At 43.2% G+C, this 24,669-nt stretch carries 19 protein-coding genes; 11 read left to right on the forward strand and 8 right to left on the reverse strand.

The genetic code is table 11. The features are described from left to right. The first annotated feature begins 37 nt into the window (after positions 1–37). The 3 genes from FAM09_RS08545 (at position 38) to FAM09_RS08555 (ending at position 5,013) form a co-directional block, all read left to right on the forward strand. The gene (locus tag FAM09_RS08545) at positions 38–2,899 is read left to right on the forward strand and encodes a M16 family metallopeptidase (protein ID WP_136576687.1); all 2,862 of its coding nucleotides are present in this window, start codon (positions 38–40) and stop codon (positions 2,897–2,899) included. A gap of 907 nt (positions 2,900–3,806) precedes the next feature. After that, a complete protein-coding gene (locus tag FAM09_RS08550) occupies positions 3,807–4,322 on the forward strand; it encodes a hypothetical protein (RefSeq protein WP_208025515.1) in 516 nt (171 codons plus the stop codon). Positions 4,323–4,524: 202 nt separating this feature from the next. Then, on the forward strand, positions 4,525–5,013 hold the full coding sequence (locus FAM09_RS08555; RefSeq protein WP_136576688.1) for a hypothetical protein: 489 nt from the start codon (positions 4,525–4,527) through the stop codon (positions 5,011–5,013). Between the two features lie 143 nt (positions 5,014–5,156). Here FAM09_RS08555 and FAM09_RS08560 read toward each other — a convergent pair whose 3' ends face one another. From FAM09_RS08560 to FAM09_RS08580, 5 genes are all read right to left on the reverse strand, one after another. Next, on the reverse strand, positions 5,157–6,215 hold the full coding sequence (locus tag FAM09_RS08560) for a class I fructose-bisphosphate aldolase (protein ID WP_136576689.1): 1,059 nt from the start codon (positions 6,213–6,215) through the stop codon (positions 5,157–5,159). A gap of 250 nt (positions 6,216–6,465) precedes the next feature. Beyond that, a complete protein-coding gene (gene fbaA, locus FAM09_RS08565; protein ID WP_136576690.1) occupies positions 6,466–7,533 on the reverse strand; it encodes a class II fructose-bisphosphate aldolase in 1,068 nt (355 codons plus the stop codon). 271 nt (positions 7,534–7,804) lie between these two features. Continuing rightward, positions 7,805–8,896, reverse strand: coding sequence for a hypothetical protein (locus FAM09_RS08570; protein WP_136576691.1), 1,092 nt, complete (start codon positions 8,894–8,896; stop codon positions 7,805–7,807). 121 nt (positions 8,897–9,017) lie between these two features. Then, entirely contained in the window at positions 9,018–9,809 is a 792-nt protein-coding gene (locus FAM09_RS08575; RefSeq protein ID WP_136576692.1) for a helical backbone metal receptor, read from the reverse strand. 1,271 nt (positions 9,810–11,080) lie between these two features. Further along, a complete protein-coding gene (locus FAM09_RS08580; protein WP_136576693.1) occupies positions 11,081–12,460 on the reverse strand; it encodes a pyridoxal-phosphate dependent enzyme in 1,380 nt (459 codons plus the stop codon). A gap of 196 nt (positions 12,461–12,656) precedes the next feature. Here FAM09_RS08580 and FAM09_RS08585 point away from each other — a divergent pair, with 196 nt between their 5' ends. The 3 genes from FAM09_RS08585 to FAM09_RS08590 all read left to right on the forward strand — a co-directional run bounded on the left by FAM09_RS08585 (position 12,657) and on the right by FAM09_RS08590 (position 16,354). After that, entirely contained in the window at positions 12,657–13,316 is a 660-nt protein-coding gene (locus FAM09_RS08585) for an alpha/beta fold hydrolase (RefSeq protein WP_136576694.1), read from the forward strand. A 119-nt stretch (positions 13,317–13,435) separates the two neighbouring features. Then, a complete protein-coding gene (locus FAM09_RS30655; RefSeq protein ID WP_153825445.1) occupies positions 13,436–13,603 on the forward strand; it encodes a hypothetical protein in 168 nt (55 codons plus the stop codon). Between the two features lie 471 nt (positions 13,604–14,074). Next, positions 14,075–16,354, forward strand: coding sequence for a Tex family protein (locus FAM09_RS08590; RefSeq protein WP_136576695.1), 2,280 nt, complete (start codon positions 14,075–14,077; stop codon positions 16,352–16,354). A 166-nt stretch (positions 16,355–16,520) separates the two neighbouring features. Here the strand turns inward: FAM09_RS08590 and FAM09_RS08595 are convergent, their stop codons facing one another. Together FAM09_RS08595 and FAM09_RS08600 are read right to left on the reverse strand one after the other, a co-directional pair. Beyond that, on the reverse strand, positions 16,521–17,048 hold the full coding sequence (locus tag FAM09_RS08595; RefSeq protein ID WP_136576696.1) for an anti-sigma factor family protein: 528 nt from the start codon (positions 17,046–17,048) through the stop codon (positions 16,521–16,523). 32 nt (positions 17,049–17,080) lie between these two features. Next, positions 17,081–17,665 carry an RNA polymerase sigma factor gene (locus tag FAM09_RS08600; protein WP_136576697.1) on the reverse strand — a complete coding sequence of 195 codons (585 nt, stop codon included), beginning with the start codon at positions 17,663–17,665 and terminating at the stop codon, positions 17,081–17,083. A gap of 418 nt (positions 17,666–18,083) precedes the next feature. On the opposite strand from FAM09_RS08600, the gene FAM09_RS08605 reads away from it, so the two are divergent. Beyond that, positions 18,084–18,446 carry a DUF6249 domain-containing protein gene (locus FAM09_RS08605; protein WP_136576698.1) on the forward strand — a complete coding sequence of 121 codons (363 nt, stop codon included), beginning with the start codon at positions 18,084–18,086 and terminating at the stop codon, positions 18,444–18,446. A gap of 114 nt (positions 18,447–18,560) precedes the next feature. Here FAM09_RS08605 and FAM09_RS08610 read toward each other — a convergent pair whose 3' ends face one another. Further along, the gene (locus FAM09_RS08610; protein WP_136576699.1) at positions 18,561–20,147 is read right to left on the reverse strand and encodes a S41 family peptidase; all 1,587 of its coding nucleotides are present in this window, start codon (positions 20,145–20,147) and stop codon (positions 18,561–18,563) included. A gap of 466 nt (positions 20,148–20,613) precedes the next feature. Between FAM09_RS08610 and FAM09_RS08615 the strand changes: the two genes are divergently transcribed. The 4 genes from FAM09_RS08615 (at position 20,614) to FAM09_RS08630 (ending at position 24,598) form a co-directional block, all read left to right on the forward strand. Further along, complete coding sequence (locus FAM09_RS08615; protein ID WP_136576700.1) at positions 20,614–21,456, forward strand: N-acetylglucosamine kinase; 843 nt, start codon at positions 20,614–20,616, stop codon at positions 21,454–21,456. A 50-nt stretch (positions 21,457–21,506) separates the two neighbouring features. After that, on the forward strand, positions 21,507–22,325 hold the full coding sequence (murQ, locus tag FAM09_RS08620) for an N-acetylmuramic acid 6-phosphate etherase (protein WP_136576701.1): 819 nt from the start codon (positions 21,507–21,509) through the stop codon (positions 22,323–22,325). A gap of 259 nt (positions 22,326–22,584) precedes the next feature. After that, complete coding sequence (locus tag FAM09_RS08625; protein WP_136576702.1) at positions 22,585–23,823, forward strand: T9SS type A sorting domain-containing protein; 1,239 nt, start codon at positions 22,585–22,587, stop codon at positions 23,821–23,823. Between the two features lie 211 nt (positions 23,824–24,034). Then, positions 24,035–24,598 (forward strand): hypothetical protein, encoded by a 564-nt coding sequence (locus FAM09_RS08630; RefSeq protein ID WP_136576703.1) that lies wholly within the window; start codon positions 24,035–24,037, stop codon positions 24,596–24,598. Positions 24,599–24,669 lie beyond the last annotated feature (71 nt).

Here is a 24,669-nt window from a genome sequence, read left to right on the forward strand (position 1 = left end):
CCCCACCGATAAATTTGCATACCAAATAATAACTATCATGATGTACTCCCTGCGTGTCGGAACCCGGTGGCTATTGCTGCTGGTTGGCATTTTGAGTATTGAATATGCCACCGCCCAATTAAATATGGAAAGCAAACTGCCGGTTGATGCAAAAGTAAAGATCGGTAAACTGGAAAATGGGTTGACCTATTACATTCGTCAGAATAAAAAGCCGGAACAAAAAGTAGAGCTGCGCCTGGTGCTGAATGCCGGTTCCATCCTGGAAGATGATGACCAGCAGGGACTGGCCCACATGGCCGAACACATGGCCTTTAATGGCACCACGCATTTCAAGAAAAATGATATCGTTTCCTTTTTACAGGATATTGGTGTTGGTTTTGGCAATGACCTGAATGCGTATACGGGTTTTGATGAAACGGTATACATTCTGCCCATACCAACTGATAAACCCGGTAACCTGGATAAAGGCTTCCAGGTGCTGGAAGACTGGGCGCATAACGTAACCTACCTCGATGATGATATCAACGGCGAACGGGCTATCATTCTGGAAGAGAGCCGGCTGGGCAAAGGCGCCAATGAACGCATCTTCAGAAAGATCTATCCGCAATTGTTTGAGGGCTCAAAATATGCAAAGCGATTGCCGATTGGGGTAGATAGTATTATCAAAAACTTCCCGGTCAATAACATTCGCCGATATTATAAAGACTGGTATCGGCCCGATCTGATGGCTGTTGTAGTGGTGGGGGATATTGAATTGGCCAAGGCCGAAGCGATGGTGAAGAAACATTTTTCCCGGTTGACCAATCCCGCCAATGCGCGCAAAAGAGAATACGCCGATGTGCCGCCATATACTTCATCGCAGGCGATGGTGGTAACAGATAAAGAAGCAACCGGTTACCAGGTGGCTATTAATTATCCCGCTATTAAAAAATCACCTGCTGTAACTATCGGTGATTACCGTAAAGACCTGATAGAGCAAATGTATGTATCGATGTTGAACGAACGCCTGCAGGAGCTTACGCAAAAAGAAAATCCGCCGTTTATATATGGTGCTGCTGATTTTGATTCGTATGCCCGCGGGTATCAGTCGTTCAATGCCATGGCGGCCGCAGGAACCGGTGATATACAAAAAGCACTGAATGCCCTTGCTGAAGAAATTGAACGCGTAAAACGATTTGGGTTTACAGCCGATGAGTTACAGCGCGCTAAAAAAACAATGCTGGCTCACTATGAAACTGCCTTTAACAATCGTGGTAAAACAGAATCGGCTGATTACGTAGAAGAGTATATGAACAATTTCCTGGTGCAGGAACCCATACCCGGTATTGAAAAAGAATTTGAATATGCAAAAGCGCTGTTGCCGGCGATAAAGCTCGATGAAGTGAATGCGGTGTCGAATGCGTTCAAAGATCAGAAGAACCTGTTTGTGTATATGAGCGGTCCTGAGTCAATGGATACTACGGCATTGCCCTCTGAAAAAGACCTGTTGGCTATTATTGATGCCAGGGCCAAAGCCGATATCAAACCGTATGAAGAAAAAGCTGTTGCCACCACGTTGTTAAGTAAAGAACCGAAAGCAGGAAAGGTGATCGCTGTTACAAAGTATCCTTTATTGGGCACCACCGATTATAAACTAAGCAATGGCGTTACGGTAACACTGAAGCCCACCGATTTTAAAAATGATCAGATCATCATGGGGGCTACCCGCCCCGGTGGTAAAAATAGTTACGGCCTGGCTGATAAGTATAATGCAGAATACATGACAGCAGTTACCGGCGCTATGGGTGTGGGAGGTTTTTCGCCTACAGATTTAAGTAAGGCACTAGCCGGTAAAACAGTGAACGTAGCTCCGGTATTCACCACTATATCAGACGGCTTCCATGGCACCAGCAGTGTAAAAGACCTGGAGACGATGTTTCAGTTAACCTATCTGCAATGTACGGCGCCGCGCGGCGATACGGCTTTGTTCAGGGCTTTTGTACAAAGAAATAAATTGCAGTTTGCCAAGATCAGCGCCAACCCGCAAGCCGCCTTTGTTGACACCCTATACAAAACATTGTTCGGTAATAATCCATTGGCCCAGGTAATAGTACCTAACAGTGCTTACTTTGATATGATCAGTTATGACAGGGTATTGGCTATACATAAAGAACGGTATGGCGATGTGAGCGGAATGCATTTTGTATTTGCAGGAAGTTTTAAAGAAAGTGAAATAAAGCCGTTGATTGAAAAGTATATCGCGAGCTTACCTGCTACGGGTAAAAAGTTCACGATCGTCGATAATAAAGTACGACCCATCAGTGGAAAGAAAACGTTCGTCGTGAATAAAGGCAAAGAAGATAAAAGTTTGATCCTGGCATTTTATTCAGGCGAAACACCCTACAATGAAGACATGGAACTGAAGGCCCAGGCTTTGAGCGAAGTGCTGAACATTCGCATCATTGAAGAATTACGGGAAAAGATACAAGGCATTTATGGTGGTGGAACAAGTGCCGATGTAGGGAAGTACCCATACCCTAACTACAATTTTGTAGTGCAATTGCCTTGCGGTCCCGAGAAAGTAGATACGCTGGTAAAAGCCATTAAAAAAGAATTCAGCGATATGGTTGCAAAAGGGCCTGATACCACCTACCTGAATAAAGTTAAAAAGCAATGGTTGGAGCAGCACAAGTTAAATGTCAAGGATAACGGATTTTGGGTTGAGCGGCTGTTGCAATATAAATTACAGGGTGGCAATCCCGACAGATTTGTTCATTATGAAAAATATGTGAAAATGCTAACGCCTAAGGACGTACAGCAGGCTGCGAAGCTGATGTTCGATGGAAATGAATTTGTTGCGATCCAGATGCCCGAAAATGCAAAAGGCGGAACAGGAGCAGAGTCGAAAAAAGGATTTTAGCAGCTAAATAACTAGCATACAATACATAAAGCCCTCCCGATGTATGGGAGGGCTTTACTATGAAGGATATGTGTATTTTATTGGAACGCAGTAAAATTGAACAAGGCAGTGATAGCGGTAGAAAATACTAACGGTGATTCCGCGCAAACGCTGGTCAAACAAGCAATCCATTGAATATCTGCTCATTCGTTTTATTATTAAAATTCCCTAAAAAAATTTTTTTATTTTCTTTTTACCACTAACTTGCAGGAACAAACGGATTAGCAAAACTCCTCCCTATTAGATCTTGAACTACTTTTTTTTGATGGCGTTTACGCTGGATTAGTTTATTAGTGCTTAGAAAGAATTTTTGCATGGCACTGTTTCACATACGAAATAACATAAGTTGGCATGATACCATTGTGCAGGCAATATTGCCGTACATATAAGTGCTTAAAATAAAATATTGTAAGATATCCCGGAGGTGAGAGGTGTCTTAGTACCGGCTTTAATTAGTAGCGGGTAAAAGCTTTGTTCATAGAAGCTTTGGTAAGCTCTGTAAAATTACCCGTTTAACGATTTCGCTGGTTTAGGGGTTGCTAGATCACGACAGTCAGCCGCATGGTTGGCTGTCTTTTTTTTATGCCACCCCCAACCCCCCAAAAAGGGGTAGTTACGTAAGTGTATAAACGAAGTAAAAAGGCAACTAGGCAGCAAGGCATAAAGGGGAAGGCCACAAGGGAAACTCCAAAAAGCAAATGCCAGTAACCAACGTAAAATTCCAGTAACCAAATTGACCATTCACCATTCCCCCCCTGGCAACCACCTTGCAATCCGTCAATTGTGGTTTATAGAAAATTTTAGCAATACATAAACTTCGCAGGGCATGCAATTTGAAGTTATACCTGTGAATTATAAACCAACAATTATGAAACGTATAGTAAGCATGTTGATTGCTGCATGTACATTAACCCTTTCGTCGGTCTCCGTTTCAAAGGCGCAGGTGAATGTAAATATCAATATCGGGGCGCAACCATTATGGGGGCCTGTAGGATACGACGTGGTGCAGTATTACTATTTGCCCGATCTGCAGATGTATTATTATGTACCATCGCGCCAGTTCGTTTACCTGAGCAATGGGAACTGGTTGTTTGCAGCCGGTTTACCGGCCAGTTATCGTTCCTATAATTTGTATACGGGCTATAAGGTAGTTATCAATGAGCCGAAACCATATTTGCATTTTGCCACGCATAAAGTAAAGTATGCAAAGTACAAAGGGCACAAAGGAAAGCAGGGTGTTATCCGCGATAGCAAGGACCCTAAATACTTTGTAGTGAAAGGACATCCGCGTAATGCAAAAGGTGAGTATAAGCAACAGGGAAGTAGCGGTAGTGGCAATAAGGGTGGCAATAAAGGAGGACATGGTAAGGGGAAGAAGAATTAATCAGTTAATAGATGCCATTATAAACTAAAAACCAAGAACTGTTAAACTTACTTGCGGCAAGCACTTTTATGTTGTTATTAACGATTAACACATTGGAACACAGCTTATATGCTTAAAATTTGTTAATAGTCCGGTTGTGCACATTTACATTTAAACCAGGGCATGTATTTTGGATTCTGAACAATAACCAAATCGATGATTTATGAAACGGGTTTTACAAGTTTTGCCAATTATTACGCTCTTAACAACAGCTTCGTTTTTTTCTTCAAAAGCACAGGTAAGCGTTAGTGTAAATATCGGCGCGCAACCCATGTGGGGGCCTGCTGGTTATGCTTCGGTAGATTATTATTACCTGCCTGATATTGAATGTTATTATTATGTCCCCAGGCGCCAGTTCGTTTACCTGAGTGGACCCAACTGGGTGTTCTCGTATAACTTACCTGCACGTTACCGCGGATATGATCTGTATGGTGGTTATAAAGTAGTTTGCGATGGTCCCAGGCCTTACATGCACTTTTCTGATCATCGGGTAGCCTATGCGCGCTACAGAGGTTACAGAGGTCATCAACGCGTATGGCGCGATTGCCCGGATGAATATCGCGGTTACCGGGATGATGGTCCACGTGGCCATGGTCATGGACATTCACGTGGACACGGACGAGGTCATGGTCGTGGACATGATAGATGGTAGGTTTTGAAGCAGGAATTAAGAAGTAGGAGTAAGAAGAGAACTATACTTCAGGTTCTGAAATATATTCGAAAAACAAAAAGGTGAGCTTCGCATTTTATAGCGGGCTCACCTTTTTATTATCTCTTACTTCTTACTTCGTATTCTTATGCCACAGTAATATCTTTATCCAAATAAACATCCTGTGTAGCATGGAGCAACTCAATACCCTCCTTAAACGGTCGCTGAAATGCTTTACGACCTAAGATCAATCCCATACCGCCGGCACGCTTATTAATAACAGCCGTATACACTGAATCGGCCAGGTCGCTGGCGCCCTTGCTTTCACCGCCGCTATTGATAAGTCCTACACGGCCACTGTAACAATTCAACACCTGGTAACGGCAGAGATCGATCGGGTGATCGGTTGTGAGTTTATCATACACCAGGTTACTGGTTTTACCATGTTTGGTAGCCAGGTAACCGCCGTTATTGGTTGGCAGTTTTTGTTTAATGATATCAGCCTGGAGTGTAACGCCTAAATGGTTTGCCTGACCGGTTAAGTCGGCAGAAGTATGATAATCCACACCATCTACTTTAAAACCATTGTTGCGGGTGTAGCACCATAAGATGGTGGCCATGCCCAGCTCATGAGCAATTTCAAATGCTTGTGCTACTTCTTTCAACTGGCGGGCGCTTTCTGCAGAACCCCAGTAAATGGTAGCGCCAACAGCAACTGCGCCCATGTTCCAGGCACTTTTAATAGTACCGAACATGGTTTGATCGTATCTGTTGGGAAGGCTTAAGAACTCGTTGTGATTGATCTTTACAACAAATGGAATGCGGTGTGCATATTTACGGCTCATGAGGCCCAATACACCATAGGTGCTGGCTACCGCATTGCAACCACCTTCAATAGCGAGCTTGATAATATTTTCCGGATCAAAATAAATGGGGTTGGGTGAGAAGGCTGAACCGCCGCTGTGTTCAATGCCCTGGTCAACCGGGAATATGCTGCAAAAGCCTGTATCGGCCAGCCGGCCATTACTTAATAGTGATTGCATGCTGCGCAATACCTGGTTGTTGCGGTTACTGTTCAACCATATATCTTCTATGTGGTTGCGGGAGGGGAGTGTGATGGTTGTTTTGTCAATGGCTGTGCTTTTATGCTCCAGCAAATAAGAGGCTTTGTCACCAAGCAGATCGATAATTTTTTTTGACGGCATACTTGTTATTTTAATCGTTAAGTGTCAATGGTGATGGGAGCTATAAGCTTAAAGCTGTAAGCTATAAGCAAAAGGCAAAAATCAATGTATTTGCTTACAGCTTATGGCTTGAGGCTTTCCGCTGTATTTAATTGCTGCGCAAAGATATGCCGTACAAGGGTGCGACGCAACGAAAGCCCCGGCCAGTGGACCGGGGCTGACAACATAATCATTTAACCTTGTAAAGGATTATGAAATTAAATTCTAAACTTTATGCGTTTCTGTTGATGCAATTCAAATCATTAAACGCAATTTCTAAACGTTTAATAAATGTTTCTTCGCCTTTGCGCAACCACGCACGCGGATCGTAGTATTTTTTGTTTGGTTTGTCTGGTCCTTCCGGGTTACCCAACTGATCTTGCAGGTAAGCCTCATTCTTTTTGTAGTAAGCCAGAATGCCTTCCCAGAACGCCCATTGCAGGTCTGTATCGATGTTCATTTTGATAGCACCATAGCTGATCGCTTCGCGGATCTGGTGTTGGGGAGAACCGCTTCCACCGTGGAATACGAAGTATACGGGTTTGGCGCCGGTCTTGAATTCTTTTTGAATGAAGTCCTGGCTGTTCTTTAAAATTTCAGGACGCAACTCTACGTTACCCGGGCTGTACACGCCATGCACATTACCAAATGCAGCAGCTACCGTGAACAGGCGACCCACTTTGCCTAATTGCTCATAAGCAAAAGCAACGTGTTGCGGTTGTGTATATAATTTGTCGTTTTCAACACCGCTGTTGTCAACGCCATCTTCTTCACCGCCGGTAACACCCAGCTCAATTTCAATACCCATGCCCAGGGGCTGCATGCGTTTGAAGAAGTCAACAGAAGTATGAATGTTTTCTTCAATAGATTCTTCGCTCAGGTCGAGCATGTGAGAGCTGAACAGGGGTTGTTTTTTCTCTTTATAGAATTGCTCACCGGCATCGATCAAACCACTGATCCAGGGCAACCATTTTTTAGCAGCGTGGTCGGTGTGCAGTACAACCGGTACGCCGTAATATTTTGCAATATTATGTATATGTAAAGCGCCGGAAACAGCACCGGAAATATTAGCCTGTAACTTGTCGTTAGGCATGCCTTTACCGGCAATAAATTGGGCGCCGCCATTCGAGAATTGAATAATAACAGGGGAGTTTACTTTTGCAGCGGTCTCAAGGGTAGCATTGATTGAATCGGTACCAATTGTATTTACCGCTGGTAATGCAAACTGATTTTCTTTTGCGTCTTTATACAATGCTTCAAGTTCTTCACCAAAGAGTACTCCCGGTTTGTATTTTTTCATCGTTTACAGTGTTAAAGCGTGTTGTTGTTAATTGAATATCAAAAGCGTTGGAAAATATTTAATGAATTATGTCTTTTTTTAATAAGCGGCGAAGATACTTATTTTAGCAATGAAAATTGGTGTATTTGTTACATGATATTAGTGAATTGCTTAATTGTTTGATTGCTTGATTGTTAGAGTCCCGAACTTCGGGAGCTCCGCAAATATTTGAACAGTAAATTCAATTGGTAAAACCATCGAGCAATTGAGCCATCAAACCATCGAACCGTCCCTAATCCTCAAACTTGCCCAGGTTCTTCTGGATCAGTTTCAGGTTCTTCTGTAGCGTTTGTTTCAACTGACGCTTTACCAGTTGGCCCATAGAGGAGCATTTATAGAATTGCGGGTTGTGAAAATAATCACCCAGTTCGGTCCTCAACTGGTGTAGTTTTTCTGGCACTGAAATGTGGTCCTTGGCCATGATGTTCAATAATTCCATCAACCGGAATCGGGAGGAGGCTACCCGGAAGGCCATCATGGTGCGCTCTTCGGTTTGATACTGATGAATACTTTCTTTATTAAGCAGTTTGGCGCAAAGATCAACCAGCGTGTAATTCTCTTTGAAGAATTGCGGCATGTATAAATTCTTGCGGCCTTCGTACGATTGCTGATCAAAGTCGATGGCGCGAATGCGGTACTGATAGTCTTCAATATCGGGCGTAATATCAACCACAAAGTTGTAAGAGCGCATATCACCCAGCAATCGCACAAAACAACGCTCATTGAACTTTACAAATTCCTTGGCCAGCCTGATCTTATTGGTGTGCGGGTCTGTGAGGTGCTGGGCAATGAATACGTCGCCGGGAATGCCGGGAATGTGTTCTTCTACGAGTGTATTCTGATTTGTTAAGTAGGTGATGCGGTTAGGCGACAGAATATGCTCCAGTTCCAGTCCGTAAATACGCGAGGCATCGGCAATTTTTATATAGTAATGATCGTAGTTGTCGTTGTACTTGTTCACGATGCGAATGCGGAATGGGTTCGAATTGCCAAAGCTGCAATAATCAATACGCGCTACATCGAGGTGGCTGGTAAATGTAAGATCGCCTTCTGTTTTCAGGATGGCATACATTTGCACCAAGCCGTTGCGAATAAATTCCCAATCGCGCATATCATACACCACCGTTTCCCAATACGTATCATTGCCCTTTTTATCTTTTAAAGGAAGTGAATAGGTTATTCGTAACAGATCATTATACGACACTGGCAGCTTTACTTCACGGCCATGATTTTTCAAATAGGCACGTAACCGGTCGTGCACCGCGAACATTGGTTTTTTGCGGGATGGCTTATTGGGTTCGTTGGTGTCTATATTCAAATGCATAATTGGTCAATAGTGAATGGTCAATGTGAAAAGTTACCGGTTTACCAGGGCCTTATTGCAAAAGCTGTCTGCATTTTGTATTTCCCGGTAACTGGAAATCGGTAACCTGCTTTTCAATTTTTCAACCCAAAGTTACGTCTATGCTTTGTAATAAGCTGGTGAAGTATGCAGGCGCGTGCAACAGCCGGCTGCCATACCAACTGAACATTTCACCATCAACCAAAACGATCTTCGTGTTGGGCAAATGCGGTTGCAGTTCATCAATATGTTTTTGTTGAAATGGGAAGGGCTCTGAAGACAATAATAACAGATCGCATTGCGATAGTTGCCAGGTATCAATTGCCGGGTACCGGGTAGAATTACCAAAGAGGTTTTTAAACCCGCACCGGGCAAGCATATCGTGAATGAAGGTGTCGTTGCCAATGGTCATGTACGGATTGCGCCATATTAAATAGCCGGTTTGTGGTTTGTAGTTCGTGGTTTGTAGTTTGGTAAAGGCTGAGGTGATCTGGCTGACCAAATGCAAGGCGTTAGCCCGTTTACCGGTAATTGTTCCTATTTGTTCTATCATGTCCAGCGCATCGGCCAGGTTGTTAACGTCACTTATCCATACAGGATATTGCTGCGCCAGTTCATCTATTTGCGCTTTTACGTTTTCTTCTTTGTTAGCTATAATGAGATCAGGTTGTAACTCCTGAATTACATTGGCCTTTATGTTTTTGGTTCCACCCACTCTTGTTTTTTGCCTGAACCAGCTTTGGGGATGGATGCAAAATTTGGTAATGCCAGTTACCTGTTCATCGAGCTGTAAGGTGTACAGCAATTCTGTTATGGAAGGAACCAGGGAAACAATGCTGCGGGGTGTAGCCGGCAGATCAACAGTCCGGCCCAATTGATCGGTATAGACTGGCATAGCTAATGTGCTAATTTGCTGATAAGATAATTTGCTAATCCCGACACATCGGGACAAGTTGTGATAATCTGATAATGCGATAAACTGCAAAAGTAATGATCGTAGGCTTTTATTATTTTAAAAGCGCTTTAAATGTTTTGCCTGGTTACCGATAAAAAGTGTAATGTGATGTAGGAAAAGATAAAATTGGAAGGCGTTTTGTGTTGGCGTTCAGCCCGAAGGACCGCTGCTGCCTCCTGCTAAAAACAACGTACGGTTTTAGCAGGAGGGGTTATTGGAGTTAAGCAGACGGTTTTTAACACACAGGAATTGGAACTACCTCGGTCTTTGTGGACGTTGGATTTTAATACTGGTTAATCATTAGGATATTCTGTTGGTTTTCACGGATATTCGTTTTGTCACGGACATTGGATCTGGATAATGGATTTTATGAATGATATTGGATTGTTCAAAATGAAGTTGACTGGTACCGGATTTTCTTGATCTTTTATTGGATATTGGACAGTGACGGTTTTCCCTGAACATTGGAATAGATTGATTAGTAATCAATCAACTTCTGGCACAAAGTTAATGCAGATACAAATGTTAACAAGAGCAGAAACTCTCGATTTAATTTGTTCAGTATTTACTGCAAAAATAGTAGCTATCCACAACTGATATGCGTAGTATTGCTTGGAGGGTAAGGTAGTATTACGAAAGGGGCAAAAAATCAAGGCGATTTTTATTGATCCAGATCAAACATTTGATAAAATTATATGCTTGAAACGCCCTTCCAGTAAGGGTTTCAGCGGATTTTTCCTGATTAAACCGGCTTTTCTTTGCATTAAACGATGAAGCGCGGCCATTGATCGAATAAACTTCAACCACGGTCAAAACATTATCATCTTTGTAATGTCAACGCGATGTTGACGTACCCTTTAAAGATTGTTGACGTACCATTTAAATGATTAGTACAGGAACCATACGAACAGCGTTAATTCCTGAACCCGTAGAAGAGCCCCTAAACCCTTTTTAATAAGTTTTTGGTTTTGATCCGTACCCCGTATCCAATATCGTGAAAGCCAGAAATCTCTATCAGCAAACCAGTCCTTAGTTAAACCGTCCAAAGTACCTGAACAAAGATTTCACAAAGTCGCCCTGTTAAAAGCGGGGCGCTTTGTTTTTTAATATAGCCGAGAGCAGAAAGCCAAATGCAGAACGTTCACTGCTGAACGTTCTGCATTTGGCTTTTAGTTGTATTTGGCTTTAGGCTTGCAGCTTACAGCTGTATTTTAATTCCCCAGCGCCTGCAGTATATCATATTTTGTTACAATGTGAAGATTGCCCAGTTCATCTTTACTAAGCACCGCACCGTTATCCTTATTAATTAAGGTCCGCAGTTTTTCTATGGGCGTATTAAAATCAACAATAGGAAATGCCGGCTCCATCACGGTTTCAATAAGAGCATTTTTAAAATCGGGATTGGAAAAGATTTTCTGAAATAAACCACTTTCACTGATGGCGCCTACCGGTCCGCTTTCATTGATAACCGGTATATGTTCAATGTCGTACTTGCGCATTAAGGCTACGGTTTCAGCAACGGTATTACCCGGGTCAATGGAAACCAGTTTATGCTTGGCGTTGCGGCTGTTTACAATGTCTTTACAGGTCTTCACATCCATGAATCCTCTTTCCATCATCCACTGGTCGTTATAGATCTTGGCTACATAACGGCTGCCATGATCGTGGAATATACAAACCACCAGGTCATCTTTTGTCAGGTGCTTTTTAGGATCGGCGCCGCTTGCAATTTGCACAAGTCCCTGTATGCAACTGCCGGCGCTGTAACCGCAGAAGATCCCTTCGTCCTTCGCCAGGCGGCGGGCCATAATGGCGCCATCTCTATCGGTAACCTGTTCAAAATGGTCAATGACGCTCATGTTGTAATTTTCGGGCACAAAATCTTCCCCAAAACCCTCGGAAATATAAGGGTGCACTTCATTCATATCTACTTCGCCTGTGCGAAAGTATTTGGTGAGCAGGGAACCATATACGTCAATCGCCCAGATCTTGATATTTGGGTTTTTTTCTTTCAGGAACATGGCCGTGCCGGTTACGGTACCGCCGGTACCCGCCGTGCAAACCAGGTGGGTTATTTTACCATCGGTTTGTTTCCATATTTCCGGACCGGTAGTTTCATAATGGGCCAGCCGGTTGGCAAGATTGTCGTACTGATTGCAGTGGAATGAGTTGGGGATTTCTTTTGCCAGGCGGCGGGCTACTGAATAATAACTGCGCGGGTCATCAGGTTCTACATTCGTTGGGCAAACAATTACTTCAGCGCCTACTGCTTTTAAAATATCTACTTTTTCTTTTGATTGCTTATCGGTAGTAGTGAAAATACATTTATATCCTTTTACACAGGCTGCCAGCGCCAGTCCCATTCCGGTATTCCCGCTGGTACATTCAATGATGGTTCCTCCTGGTTTTAGTTTACCTTCTTTTTCAGCTACTTCAATCATTTTAACCGCCATGCGGTCTTTGATAGAGTTACCCGGATTAAAATAATCTACTTTGGCAACAACCGTGGCCGGGAGATGCCTGGTGATTTTGTTCAGCTTGATAAGTGGCGTATTTCCAATCGTTTCGAGAATATTATTTTTAATATCCATTTCATGTAGTTTATGGTTGCAAAGGTACAATTAATCGGGGAGGGAATGGGTGCGTTGTTCGCAGGTAATGGAAGTAGAACATTGAATTAGTGAAAGTTTTATTAAGTTTTTTGGGGTGGCTATAATGGCCCGGTTGTTTCTATTATATTTAAGTCAATTGTTAACTGACTAAATTTGTATAGGGGGATTTTGTTTTATGAAGGTGTATTTTATCAGTGGGCTTGCTGCCGATAAACGGGTGTTCAAACATATTCAATTGCCTGCAGATTGTGAGGCCGTTTATCTCGATTGGATCTCGCCTGAAAAGGATGAATCGCTGCCATCTTACGCCTTGCGACTGGCTGCAAAAATCAACAGGGAAGAACCTTTTGCCCTGGTAGGATTATCATTTGGCGGCATGCTCGCTACAGAGATTGCCAAACAATATAAGCCCACCGTAACTATTCTAATTTCAAGCGTACCGGTATCAACCCAGTTGCCCGGGTATTTTAAGGTAGCCGGTAAAATGGGATTGCATAAAATAGTGCCTATCTCTCTGTTGAAATCATCCGCTGCAACAAAAAGGTTTTTCACCCGTGAGTTGGCAGAAGATAAAAAATTATTGTGGCAGATCATCAATGAAAGCGATACCGGTTTAATTCGCTGGAGTATGAATGCTATTTTAAACTGGAAAAACGACATCATTCCACAACCGGTATGGCATATTCATGGTAAAAGAGATGAAGTGCTACCGGTTCGATATACACATCCCACACACACCATTCCAAAAGAAGGGCATATGCTGGTAATGACCTGTCCCGACATAGTGAATGAGATTCTGGCAAATGCATTGCAGGGAACTGCGTTACAGGCATGATAAGCTTTTGGTAATTTATTTCGGTTGTAAATCAAAGTTGTTCCTTGTTGTTGCAGTTGCATTAGCAGCTCCATTTTTATACTTTCGGGCTTATTATTTTTTTTGTTAAACCTGATTGTATGAAACTGTTAACCAAACCTGTTATTTTAATTTCAGGGCTTTTATTAATAAAGTTTGCTGCCGGCTGCAAAAAAGATGACGGCAACGCTATTGTTATCAAAGGTTTTGAGATGAAAGATGCCAGTGGAAATGACTTTGGCCATTATGGCCCGGCAGATAACGACTGATCGTTCAATAACACATTAAGCGATCGTGAGATGGCGCTATTACTATAAAGCAGGATATGGAGATTTAAAAATATGCAAGGTGTCTGGATCTATGAATGTAAATACCTGTTTTCCATAATAAGAAAAAATTGGCACAATAAAAAAGAGACCGCCTCTTTATTTTTGAGACGGCCTCTTTTTTTTATTATGATAAATTTTATGTTTTCTAACCCGTTGCGAAATAGAACTTTTTTATGCAATAAAAAATGTTCCTGAATTCAACCCGGATATAGCCTAAATTTGAACTGGTATGGTATTAGATATAGGGATCTTGGATGTTCCTTTTACAAAAAATGTTGTTAGTAAAAACAAGTTTTTTCTTTCGCATCATACCTTACATTTGCTGCCCCTAAGTTGTAATCCGAAACAGGGAAACAGATCTGGTACCATAATGAACGATCGACAGATTAAAAAAACTGCAAATTCTAATAAATGGAAGTAAAGTACATTCAGAAGATCGCTGAAAAATTATCATTCAGCATAAAGCAGATCAATAATATTCACCAGTTGCAAAGCGAAGGGGCGACCATTCCTTTTATGGCCCGTTACCGGAAGGAAGCAACCAACAATATGGATGAGGTGGGTATTACGCAGGTGGTAGAGCAGATCGCTTATTTTAATGAACTGGATAAACGCAAAGAAACGGTTGTAAAAACAATTGAAGGGTTAGGCAAATTAACGCCCGAGTTAAAAGATCGGATCGAAAATTGTTTTGATGCTACCGAACTGGAAGATATTTATTTGCCCTATAAGCCAAAACGCAAAACAAGGGCTACCCAGGCTATTGAAAAAGGACTGGAGCCATTGGCTAAACTGGTATTTGAACAGGGTGGTGAAAATCCGGATGAAGAAGCGGCTAAATTCCTGAATGATCAGGTGAAGGATACCAAAGAGGCCTTGCAGGGCGCCCGCGATATCATTGCAGAATGGGTGAGCGAAAATGAGCAGGCTCGTAATAAAGTACGTCAACAATTTACTGAAACCGCTAAGTTGTCTTCGAAAGTACTGAGCAGTAAAAAAGACGAAGAGGAAGCTCAGAAATACCGCGATTATTTTGAATTCAGTTCAGATCTGGCCGATAGCCCTTCCCATCGCATACTGGCTATACGCCGGGCCGAAAAAGAAGGCTACCTGGTGATGGATATAAACATTGACAAACAGACTGCCGTAGAGGACCTAAACAGAACGTTTGTAAAAGGCAACAATCCATTTGCCGGTGAAGTAAAGAAAGCGATCGATGATTCATTCGATCGTTTATTAAAACCTTCTATTGAAAATGAGTTCAGGCTGGCGAGCAAGAATAAGGCTGATGAAGAAGCCATTCATGTGTTTACCGAGAACCTGCGTCAATTGTTGCTGGCTTCACCATTAGGATCAAAAAGAGTGTTGGCGCTTGATCCCGGTTTCCGTACCGGTTGCAAACTGGTATGCCTTGATGCACAGGGTAACCTGGTATTCAATACGGCCATCTATCCGCATCCGCCGCAAAACGATTGGCAGGGAAGTGTGTCTGAAATAAAATTCCTGGTTGACAAATACGATATTGAAGCCATCGGTATAGGTAATGGTACCGCCGGCCGCGAAACAGAGCAACTGGTTCGCAGCATTGACTTTGGTAAACCGGTAAGCGTTTTCCAGGTGAATGAAAGTGGCGCTTCGATATACTCCGCTTCAGAAGTTGCCCGGGAAGAATTTCCCGATCAGGATGTAACGGTACGCGGTGCAGTAAGCATTGGCCGCCGTTTGCTGGATCCGCTGAGTGAACTGGTGAAGATCGATCCCAAATCTATTGGAGTAGGACAGTACCAGCACGATGTAAATCAAACCCGGTTAAAAGATGCATTGGACAGGGTAGTGGAAAGCGCGGTAAACTTTGTAGGCGTAGATGTGAATACCGCTTCCAAACACCTGTTGGTATACGTGTCGGGTTTAAGTAATACCCTGGCAAAAAATATTGTTGAATACCGGGCAAAGAACGGACCCTTTAAAACCAGGGACGAATTGAAGAAGGTGCCGATGATGGGACCCAAATCATTTGAGCAGTGCGCGGGTTTCTTACGTATTCCCGGTGCTGAAAATCCGCTGGACAATTCTTCCGTGCATCCGGAGAGTTATCATGTGGTTGAATCAATGGCTAAAGACCTGCAGGCTTCATTGGAAGACCTGGTCAAAAAGAACGAGTTGCGCAAAAAGATCAACAAGAAGCAATACATTACAGAAGCTATTGGTGAGTTCACCATTGACGATATTTTAAAGGAGTTGGAAAAACCGGGTCGCGACCCGCGGGCCCAGATCGAGGAATTCCGCTTTGATGATACCATCAAAGCCATTGAAGATGTAAAACCGGGTATGACCGTACCGGGCATTATTACCAACATCACCGCCTTCGGGGTGTTTGTAGACATTGGTGTTAAGCAGGATGGGTTGGTGCATATTTCTCAATTGAGCAACACCTTTATTTCTGATCCGAACGAGGTTGTGAAACTGAACCAAAAAGTAATGGTTACTGTGTCGGATGTGGATGTGCCCCGCAAACGAATTTCATTGACGATGAAAGATCAGCAAAAAGGCGGCGGCGGCGAAAAACGCAGTGGCAATACCGATCGCAAACCGGCCGGTGGTGGCGGTGGAAAAGTGCAGCCAAAGAAACCGGAACCATTGAATCCTTTCCAGGCGAAGCTGGCTGAACTAAAGAAAAAATTTAATGACTAGGATTGTGTTGTAAGGCAAATCGTGAATAAGGAACATGAAGTAAGAGATAAGAAGTAAGAAATACAATAAAACGGAAATGGTGAGTAGCTGTCAATAGCAACTCACCATTTTTTATTTCCTGAATTACCAGTTACGATTGTTATTGATTAACATTATCGGATTCTTCTTACTTCTTACTTCCCACTTCGTGCCTACGGCCCGGTCTTCTCAAGTACATATCAAGCAGCATTAATCCCAGCACTACATTCACCATCATAAAAATGCCGGCATAGGTACTGTTGAAGAATTTACTTACATCAATTTTATCGAAGTTGATCTTATTAAGAAAAGAACTGCCGGTACCGTCACCTGACCAGTTCACCTGTGTAATGCCGACAATTAAAAAGCAGACGATGCTGATCATAAAGAAACCAGCAATACCCCATACCACCCGTTTGTTGATATACGATTTGGCAGCAGGGGCAATATGATGTTTGCCGATCGCTTCCATTACGTTTTGGGTAAACCGCATAGAAGGTTCGTCGAGCTCCAGGTGATGGGCCATGAGGTCTTGCAATTCAAGCAATTCCTGGTATTTGGTTTTCCATTCCTGGTTGGTGGCAATCAGTTGTTCAATAAACAAGCGGTCTTCAGCGCTGCAAACGCCATCCATGTACTCCCACAAACGTTCTTCCATATTTTGTTGCCTGTTCATTTTTTTGAATTTAAAGTTTATCAACTCGTCAACTAACCAACCAGATCCTTCAATTCCTCAGTAAAATATTTTTCCATTTTCTCTTTCAACCGTTGACGGGCGCGGTGCAGTTTCACTTTTGCGGTATTCGGATCAACCCCGATAATGCGGCCAATTTCTTCCAGGCTTTGTTCTGCCTGATAAAATAAGGTAATTATCCGGGCATCATCAACACTCAATAATTTGATCGCATCATTAATGACCTGCACTTTCGATTTCTGTTCTACCTGGTTCGCCTTGAAGGTCGAATTCTGATTGTCTGCCGCTTCAAATATATGTTCATTGTCCAGCGAATGGACGGTCAGCTTTTTCCTGCGTAAAAAGGTAATGCAGGTAGTGGTTACAATGGTATACAGCCAGGTGCTGAATTTTGATTCTCCCCTGAAATCGGCCAGGCTGCGATAGACTTTTACAAATACGTCCTGGGCAATTTCCTCGGCATCTTCCCGGTTGGGGGTATAGCGCAGTGCTATGGTAAAAACGAAGTTCTGGTATCGTTTTACCAATTCGGCATACAGCGCCTGTTCGCCGCGCAGCACCCTGTTTATGATCTCATTATCACCCGGTCCGGTTTGCATTATATATTGGTATGACGATGGTAGAAGGCATCAGGTTACAGAAAAAGAATAAGGTTTACCGGTTATAAGGTAAAAACATGGCTATACTTATTTTGACTATCTAATAAATTGCTTTTGCAGGTATAAACCTGTAAATAAATATGCATTAGCCATTCCAGCCCCGTGCCGTAATTCAATGCGCCTGATTATCAGTTGCTTAATTAAGGTAATTATTACACGAGTGTCCGGTTTTGATACTTACCTGTTCATTTATGAAATAATTTGACCCCGAATGCTGTAACCTGTCCGCTGAAGCCGTAGTCATATTGAATGTACCGGTACTTTGTAAAATTGTTCAACGCTGTAATCGGGAAAGGCAATGATCGTCCGATACGGTAAACATGTTCATAATTCGTAAACAATAATAAACTTATATAGTATGCCCGGAACTGAAATGTTAGTAGCTATAATTATCCCCCTTGCCTTTTTTGCGTTGATCTTTGGCATTGTGTATTTGCAAAAGCGCGAAAACCTGGCAATGCTGGAAAAAGGCCTGAACCCCAAAGAGAAGGTCAACCGGCCTGCTCCTTATGCCAATTTGAAATGGGGATTGTTGTTGTTTGGCGCAGGTGTTGGGTTGGCATTGTCTTATTTAATTACCCAATACGTATTGCATGATTATGAAAATCCGGCGCTGTGGTTTGCATTTATCGCCATGGGCGGTGGGGCTGGTTTAATTGCTTCTTACCGCGTTGAAAAGAAAGAATTGTTGGATAGGTATCCAAATCCGCTGGCTCCGTAATAAGCTGTGAGTTGAAAGCTGAAAGCCGAAAGCAAAAAGGCTGAAAGTAATACACTTCGCGTATTGCTTTCAGCCTTTTACTGTATACCATTATCACATTAGCTAATTATCACATTACTTCTTCATTTCAGCCAATGCCTTACTGATCGCCGCATCATCGGCATTGCTTACTTCATAATAACCTTCCATGCGCCAGATCTGGCGGGCCAGCCAGGTCTTAATACGCTTCTCAATTTCCAGCTTATCGCGTTCTGGTATGTTTTGAACGTTTATTGAATTCTTCGCGGCATAATTGATCAGGTTGTTCCAGGCAGTGCGCGTGTCGTTGTAGCGACTGGCAAAATCAGCCGGGGTCTTAAACTGGTCGAAGTATGTTTTATTCTGCTGGTAATAGATATAAATGAATTTGCTGAACAGTTGGTTATCGAACAGCACATACACGTTGCTTGAGAAAGTAGCGGTGTCGAATGGAATAAAGATATCGGGGGTAATGCCGCCGCCGCCATAAACGGTTCTGCCGCTTTTGGTTTTAAAGGCTGGTCCGTTATGCTTGGTAACGGTATCGCCGTTTACCAGTTCGCCGTTCGCAAAACGTTCGGCTAACTCCTCATTATAGGCATCGCGGCCTTTGTTGTATGGTTTTTGAATGTTGCGGCCAAGGGGGGTATAATAACGGGCAACGGTTAAGCGCAGTGCCGAGCCGTCGGTAAGGTCGTATTGCTCCTGTACCAGGCCTTTGCCAAAGGTACGGCGACCGATAATGGTAGCGCGGTCCCAATCCTGCAGGGCGCCGGCCACTACTTCGCTGGCCGAAGCAGAGCTTTCATCAACCAACAGCACCAGTTTGCCTTTTTCAAACAAACCGGGGCGTTTGCAATGGTATTCATATTTGTCCTGCTTATTGCCCTTGGTGTATACGATCAGTTTTTCATTGTCTAAAAATTCGTCCACAATGTCGGTTGCTTCGGTCAGAATTCCGCCGCCGTTACCACGCAGATCGAATATGAGTTTCTTCATGCCTTTCTTCTCCAGGGTTTCCATGGCCTTCATAAATTCCTCGTATGTAGTGCCGGAGAATTTGTTCAGGTGTATATACCCGGTAGCAGCATCGATCATATAAGCCGCATCAACAGAATACAATGGAATGGTGCCACGGGTAATGGCGGTTGATATTTTTTTGCCGTTGCGCAGTACGGTAACCTGTACTTTGCTGCCGCCAACGCCCCGCAGCAAATTCTTTATTTTATCGCCCGAGATGGCATGGCCTGCCACGGTGGAGTCGCCCACTTTTAAAAATTTATCGCCTACCTGTAAGCCTGCCTTATCGCTGGGCCCGTCGGAAAGCACATTGGTAACATGTACCGTATCGTCGATGATGAAGAATTCTACGCCAATGCCTTCAAAATTTCCCTGCAGGTCTTCGTTTATTTCTTCTACGTTAGAGGCGGGAATAAAAACAGAATGTGGGTCAAGGTGGGCCAGCATGGCCTGTATGGCGTCTTCGGTGAGGGTATCGGTACTTACCTTGTCAACATATTTCAAATTAACCAGGTCAACCACTTCCTGTAAAACAGAACGTTTGCCACTGTTAAAAATGCCGCGCGAGCTGGGAACGTTTTGCCGTAATGCCGAACCAATGACCATGCCTGCGATCAATACTAAGGAAAATAACAGTGGCATCCATACTTGAAGTCTTTTCATCTGAAATTGTATAGTTTGTTTTAATAAGGGCCGGTGAAATTACGCTGAAAGCTGAACGCTGGCCTCCGAAATACGAACTTCCCGAATTACACTGAAAGCTTCCGCGTTCAGCCTTCTGCGTTCCTTCTTCCGCCTTTGTCGTTCCGTCAGTGAATTTGCCGGAGCAGCAAAGAAACTGCACCTCATGGGATAGAAATCTATAAATTTTGGGCGAAGTTCATAATTAATTTGCAAGTAGCGTTTTTTTGTTTTGAATGGTTACAGGCCGCATTATTCCGGCACTTCAAACAAAGGAGGGGTATGGGAAGGCATTGTGAATATCAGTTGGTTGCGTTTTTATGCAAGGTATATGCCTCCCCTGCAGCATGGTTCTTTCAGCTATGCATCTTACCTTCGCAGGATGGTTATGTGTATAAATGAGCCTGTTACAGAAGGTTTGGAATTATACGATTAAACGGTTATAAATATGGCTATACTACTGGCAGATAGTGGGGCAACAAAATGTGAATGGTGTTTGGCAGGATCGAAAGAAAGCACCAAAACGGTTTTTACTCAGGGCATCAGTCCTTATTTCTTTAATGAAGAAAAAACGATCGCCTTATTACAGCAGGAATTACTGCCTAATCTACAGGAGAATACGGTTATTGAACAAATACACTATTACGGAACCGGAATGCGCAATCCTGGCAATGTGAGCATGGTAAAGAAAGCGCTGGAAAGTGTTTTTAAGGGGGCAGAAGTTAAAGTGAACGACGATATGTTGTCTGCCGCAAGGGCCCTGAATGGCCGTAATGAAGGGTTGGCTTGTAACCTGGGCACCGGGTCTTTTGTTGTTTATTATGATGGTGAGCAGGTTAGTAAACAGGCGCCTGGAATTGGCTATATTCTGGGCGATGAGGGAAGCGGCGCTTACCTGGGGAAAAAAGTACTGCAATACTACCTATATAACACTTTTGATGAAGAACTGCGATTCAAATTTGAAAACAGGTATAATACAACTACTGTAGACATTTTTGAGAATGTTTACCGCAAACCCCTGGCAAACCGATACTTAGCCTCTTTTTGCCTGTTTTTATCGGAGAACAGGGGGCATTATATGATTGAAAATATCATTGAAGACGGCTTGAATGACTTTTTCTTTACCCATTTATGCAAATTCACAGAAAGCTGGAGGTTACCTATTCACTTCGTAGGCGGCGTATCTTTTGCTTTCAGTGATATTATTAAAGAATTATGTCATTCCTACGAGTTTGAGCTGGGGAATATTTTAAAGACCCCCATGGCAGGTTTGGTGCAATACCACGTATAATGAAAAAGGATTTTGTGTCCAACCCGAATAAAACATTGAACAACTGAAATATGGCAGCAGATTTTACCAGGATAACAGAGCAGTCGAGCGATTACAGGCATCTTGATCAAATGAATATTCATGAGTTGCTTACCAACATGAATAATGAGGATAAGAAGGTGCCGGTTGCAGTGGAGAAGGCCATTCCGCAGATTGAAAAACTGGTGGCTGCTATTACTGATAATATGCTGGCGGGCGGGCGCCTCTTTTACATTGGCGCCGGAACCAGCGGCCGGTTAGGTATCCTGGATGCCAGCGAAATTCCGCCCACTTATGGTTTACCGCAAGGGCTGGTGATCGGTATTATTGCCGGTGGTGATATTGCCATTCAGCGCCCGGTAGAACAGGCTGAAGATAGCTGGGAGCAGGGCTGGGCCGATTTAATGAAGCATGCCATTGACGAGAAGGACGTAGTAATAGGCATTGCAGCCAGCGGTACAACGCCCTATGTGATCGGCGCATTAACCGAAGCCCGTAAAAAGGGCATCACCACCGGTTGTATTACCTGTAATGCCGGTTCGCCACTGGCCGATGCGGCCGAGTTACCGGTAGAAGTGGTGGTAGGTCCCGAATTTGTTACCGGCAGTACCCGCATGAAAAGCGGTACGGCGCAAAAGCTGGTGCTGAATATGATCTCTACCGCCGTTATGATCCAGATAGGCAGGGTAGAGGATAACAAAATGGTGAACATGCAACTCACCAATAGTAAACTGGTTGACCGCGGCACTAAAATGGTGATGGAAAAAACCGGTATCAGCAGTTACGAAAAAGCCCGCGAATTGTTGTTGAAATACGGCAGTGTTAAGAAAGCGGTTGACTCGCTTAAATAACTTCCAGTGGATATATTAGTTTTGAATTCCTTATAAAACGAGCTGATTATTTTTTACTATCAGTTGCAGGTTACAGGGCCCAGGTTCCAGTGTTTGGTACTACTTGTAACCTGTTACCATGAAACCTGTAACAGATGCAATAAACTGCAAGATAATTTTGATAAAACGGAAGTGAGTTTTTTATTACTTCCGTCATCTTACGTTGGCAACCTCCGCAAAAAGCTGTAACTTTTAGGTACATATCATTAAACTTTTACTTATGAGGTACAGTTCTACATTTATGGCAACTGGCTTGCTACTGGTTACGATGCAGTTATCTGCCCAACAAAAACAAGGTATGGCATATGCCATAACCAGTTCTGAGAAAGGGAATTTCAATTGGACTGATGTAAAACAGATCGACTTTACAACGGGGTCCGTTACCCGTTCCATCTTCGACTCTAAACAAACCAATTTCACAGTATACAATGCAAGAACCGGCAAAGAAATAAAACCGGTTACTACACAAAACGGCGTAACTACCAATGTTACTATTCCGGTTGCATCTTTATCTGCCGCCTGTGCATACGATCAGCGGCATAACCGGTTATATTATGCTCCCTTGTTCATGAACCAACTCCGGTATATCGACCTGGATGAAGCAGCGCCAAAAATCTATTATTTCGATAACGAACCGTTCATACCGGTTACAGACGTAAATAACGAAGCCAATCATATTACCCGTATGGTTATTGGTGCAGACGGTGATGGTTATGCTTTAAGCAACGATGCCAACCACCTCATTCGCTTCACTACCGGCCGTAAACCGGTTATAACCGATCTGGGTTCTTTAAAGGATGACCTGGCCAATGAAGGCAAATCAATTCATGAAAAAACAACTTCCTGGGGAGGTGATATGATCGCCGATGCAGCCGGTAACCTGTATGTGATCTCGGCATTTCGCCAGGTGTTCAAAGTGAATATTCAAAGCAAAGTGGCAACCTGGATAGCCGAAATACAAGGCATGCCTGCAGGCTTTACCACCAATGGTACGGTAGTAGATAACGATGGTCAGTTAATAGTAAGCAGCGCCAATACTGCTGAAGGATATTACAAAGTAGATATGCATTCATGGCAGGCTACGCGTATCGATATCAAAGGCACCGTGTTCAATGCCTCTGACCTGGCCAATGGTAACCTGGCTTTTGCCAGCAATAAAAATACGGTACCGTTAATAAACAGGGCCATCATACGTAACGAAAAAATTGCATTGTATCCCAACCCGGTTGCCACTAACCTGGTATATGTAAGTTTTAATAGTAAGGAATCCGGCCGGTACACCATTCAGTTGGTTGACCTTACAGGCAAAATAATTTCTGAAAAAATTGTAGTGGTGGGTAACGGTGGGCAGGTAATTGCGGTGAATGTTAAAAATGGATTGGCCAAAGGGCCCTATATGCTGAAAGTGTTAAGTAATAGTAAAAAAACTGTTTTTACCGATAAGCTGATAGTAGAATAATACAATAAAAAATATTTGGAAACCGCATTGCGAAGGCTGTAAATTGCTTACAGCCTTTTTTCATTTTATAGTGCCCGAGACAATAGGCAATGGGCAATAGGCAATCCTTCGAATTCGATCAGCGCCAATGGGAGGTATAAAAATTGTAAGGCTGTTTGTGATTCGGGAAACCTTGCCAATTGCAAATTGCTCATTGCATATTGATTAAACCATGCATGAAATAGAACCATTTTATAATTGGCGTCACATTTATACCAGTGAGCAGGACGAGAAGTCACCGTTCTTCGGAAGGGTGTACTCTGAATTTACGTTTTCACAAACCGTTTACAACTATTACATACACCCACAGTGGGACGATTTTGGTTCACGCACGATGTACCTGAAAATATTGCTGGCCGATTATGAAGAGAAATATGCGATCATAGAATTGATAGGCGAATGGAATGATGCCATCGAAAATGATATCATGGAATTAAAGCGCGAGGTCATCGATCACTTCTTTTATGAAGGCATTACCAAGTTCATCTTCGTGGCCGAGAACGTCCTGAACTTTCATAGCGGCGATAAGGATTATTACCAGGAATGGTTTGAAGAAGTGACCGATGCAGAGGGCTGGATCGTGATCCTGAACATGCCCGAACAAACGCAGTACGATTTCAAGCGCGCCCGCCTTAACCGCTACATCGACCTCATAGACCTCGACAACTGGCGGACCTACAAACCCTTCCATTTGTTCAAAAAGATAGACGAGCAAATGCAGAAAAGATTGGAATGAAAAGCAATCACACCATCGATCATTTTGGAAAGCGTTTTTTTAAAACGCTGAAATGCAGTACCAGACCGGGT

Source organism: Niastella caeni, assembly GCF_004834005.1.
Taxonomy (GTDB): Bacteria; Bacteroidota; Bacteroidia; order Chitinophagales; family Chitinophagaceae; genus Niastella; species Niastella caeni.

Bases quoted from the DNA above. Each gene is read 5' to 3' on its own strand.
- FAM09_RS08545 (WP_136576687.1), top strand. From the start codon at position 38: ATGATGTACTCCCTGCGTGTCGGAACCCGGTGGCTATTGCTGCTGGTT.
- FAM09_RS08550 (WP_208025515.1), top strand. From the start codon at position 3,807: ATGAAACGTATAGTAAGCATGTTGATTGCTGCATGTACATTAACCCTT.
- FAM09_RS08555 (WP_136576688.1), top strand. From the start codon at position 4,525: ATGAAACGGGTTTTACAAGTTTTGCCAATTATTACGCTCTTAACAACA.
- FAM09_RS08560 (WP_136576689.1), bottom strand. From the start codon at position 6,215: ATGCCGTCAAAAAAAATTATCGATCTGCTTGGTGACAAAGCCTCTTAT.
- fbaA (WP_136576690.1), bottom strand. From the start codon at position 7,533: ATGAAAAAATACAAACCGGGAGTACTCTTTGGTGAAGAACTTGAAGCA.
- FAM09_RS08570 (WP_136576691.1), bottom strand. From the start codon at position 8,896: ATGCATTTGAATATAGACACCAACGAACCCAATAAGCCATCCCGCAAA.
- FAM09_RS08575 (WP_136576692.1), bottom strand. From the start codon at position 9,809: ATGCCAGTCTATACCGATCAATTGGGCCGGACTGTTGATCTGCCGGCT.
- FAM09_RS08580 (WP_136576693.1), bottom strand. From the start codon at position 12,460: ATGGATATTAAAAATAATATTCTCGAAACGATTGGAAATACGCCACTT.
- FAM09_RS08585 (WP_136576694.1), top strand. From the start codon at position 12,657: ATGAAGGTGTATTTTATCAGTGGGCTTGCTGCCGATAAACGGGTGTTC.
- FAM09_RS30655 (WP_153825445.1), top strand. From the start codon at position 13,436: ATGAAACTGTTAACCAAACCTGTTATTTTAATTTCAGGGCTTTTATTA.
- FAM09_RS08590 (WP_136576695.1), top strand. From the start codon at position 14,075: ATGGAAGTAAAGTACATTCAGAAGATCGCTGAAAAATTATCATTCAGC.
- FAM09_RS08595 (WP_136576696.1), bottom strand. From the start codon at position 17,048: ATGAACAGGCAACAAAATATGGAAGAACGTTTGTGGGAGTACATGGAT.
- FAM09_RS08600 (WP_136576697.1), bottom strand. From the start codon at position 17,665: ATGCAAACCGGACCGGGTGATAATGAGATCATAAACAGGGTGCTGCGC.
- FAM09_RS08605 (WP_136576698.1), top strand. From the start codon at position 18,084: ATGCCCGGAACTGAAATGTTAGTAGCTATAATTATCCCCCTTGCCTTT.
- FAM09_RS08610 (WP_136576699.1), bottom strand. From the start codon at position 20,147: ATGAAAAGACTTCAAGTATGGATGCCACTGTTATTTTCCTTAGTATTG.
- FAM09_RS08615 (WP_136576700.1), top strand. From the start codon at position 20,614: ATGGCTATACTACTGGCAGATAGTGGGGCAACAAAATGTGAATGGTGT.
- murQ (WP_136576701.1), top strand. From the start codon at position 21,507: ATGGCAGCAGATTTTACCAGGATAACAGAGCAGTCGAGCGATTACAGG.
- FAM09_RS08625 (WP_136576702.1), top strand. From the start codon at position 22,585: ATGAGGTACAGTTCTACATTTATGGCAACTGGCTTGCTACTGGTTACG.
- FAM09_RS08630 (WP_136576703.1), top strand. From the start codon at position 24,035: ATGCATGAAATAGAACCATTTTATAATTGGCGTCACATTTATACCAGT.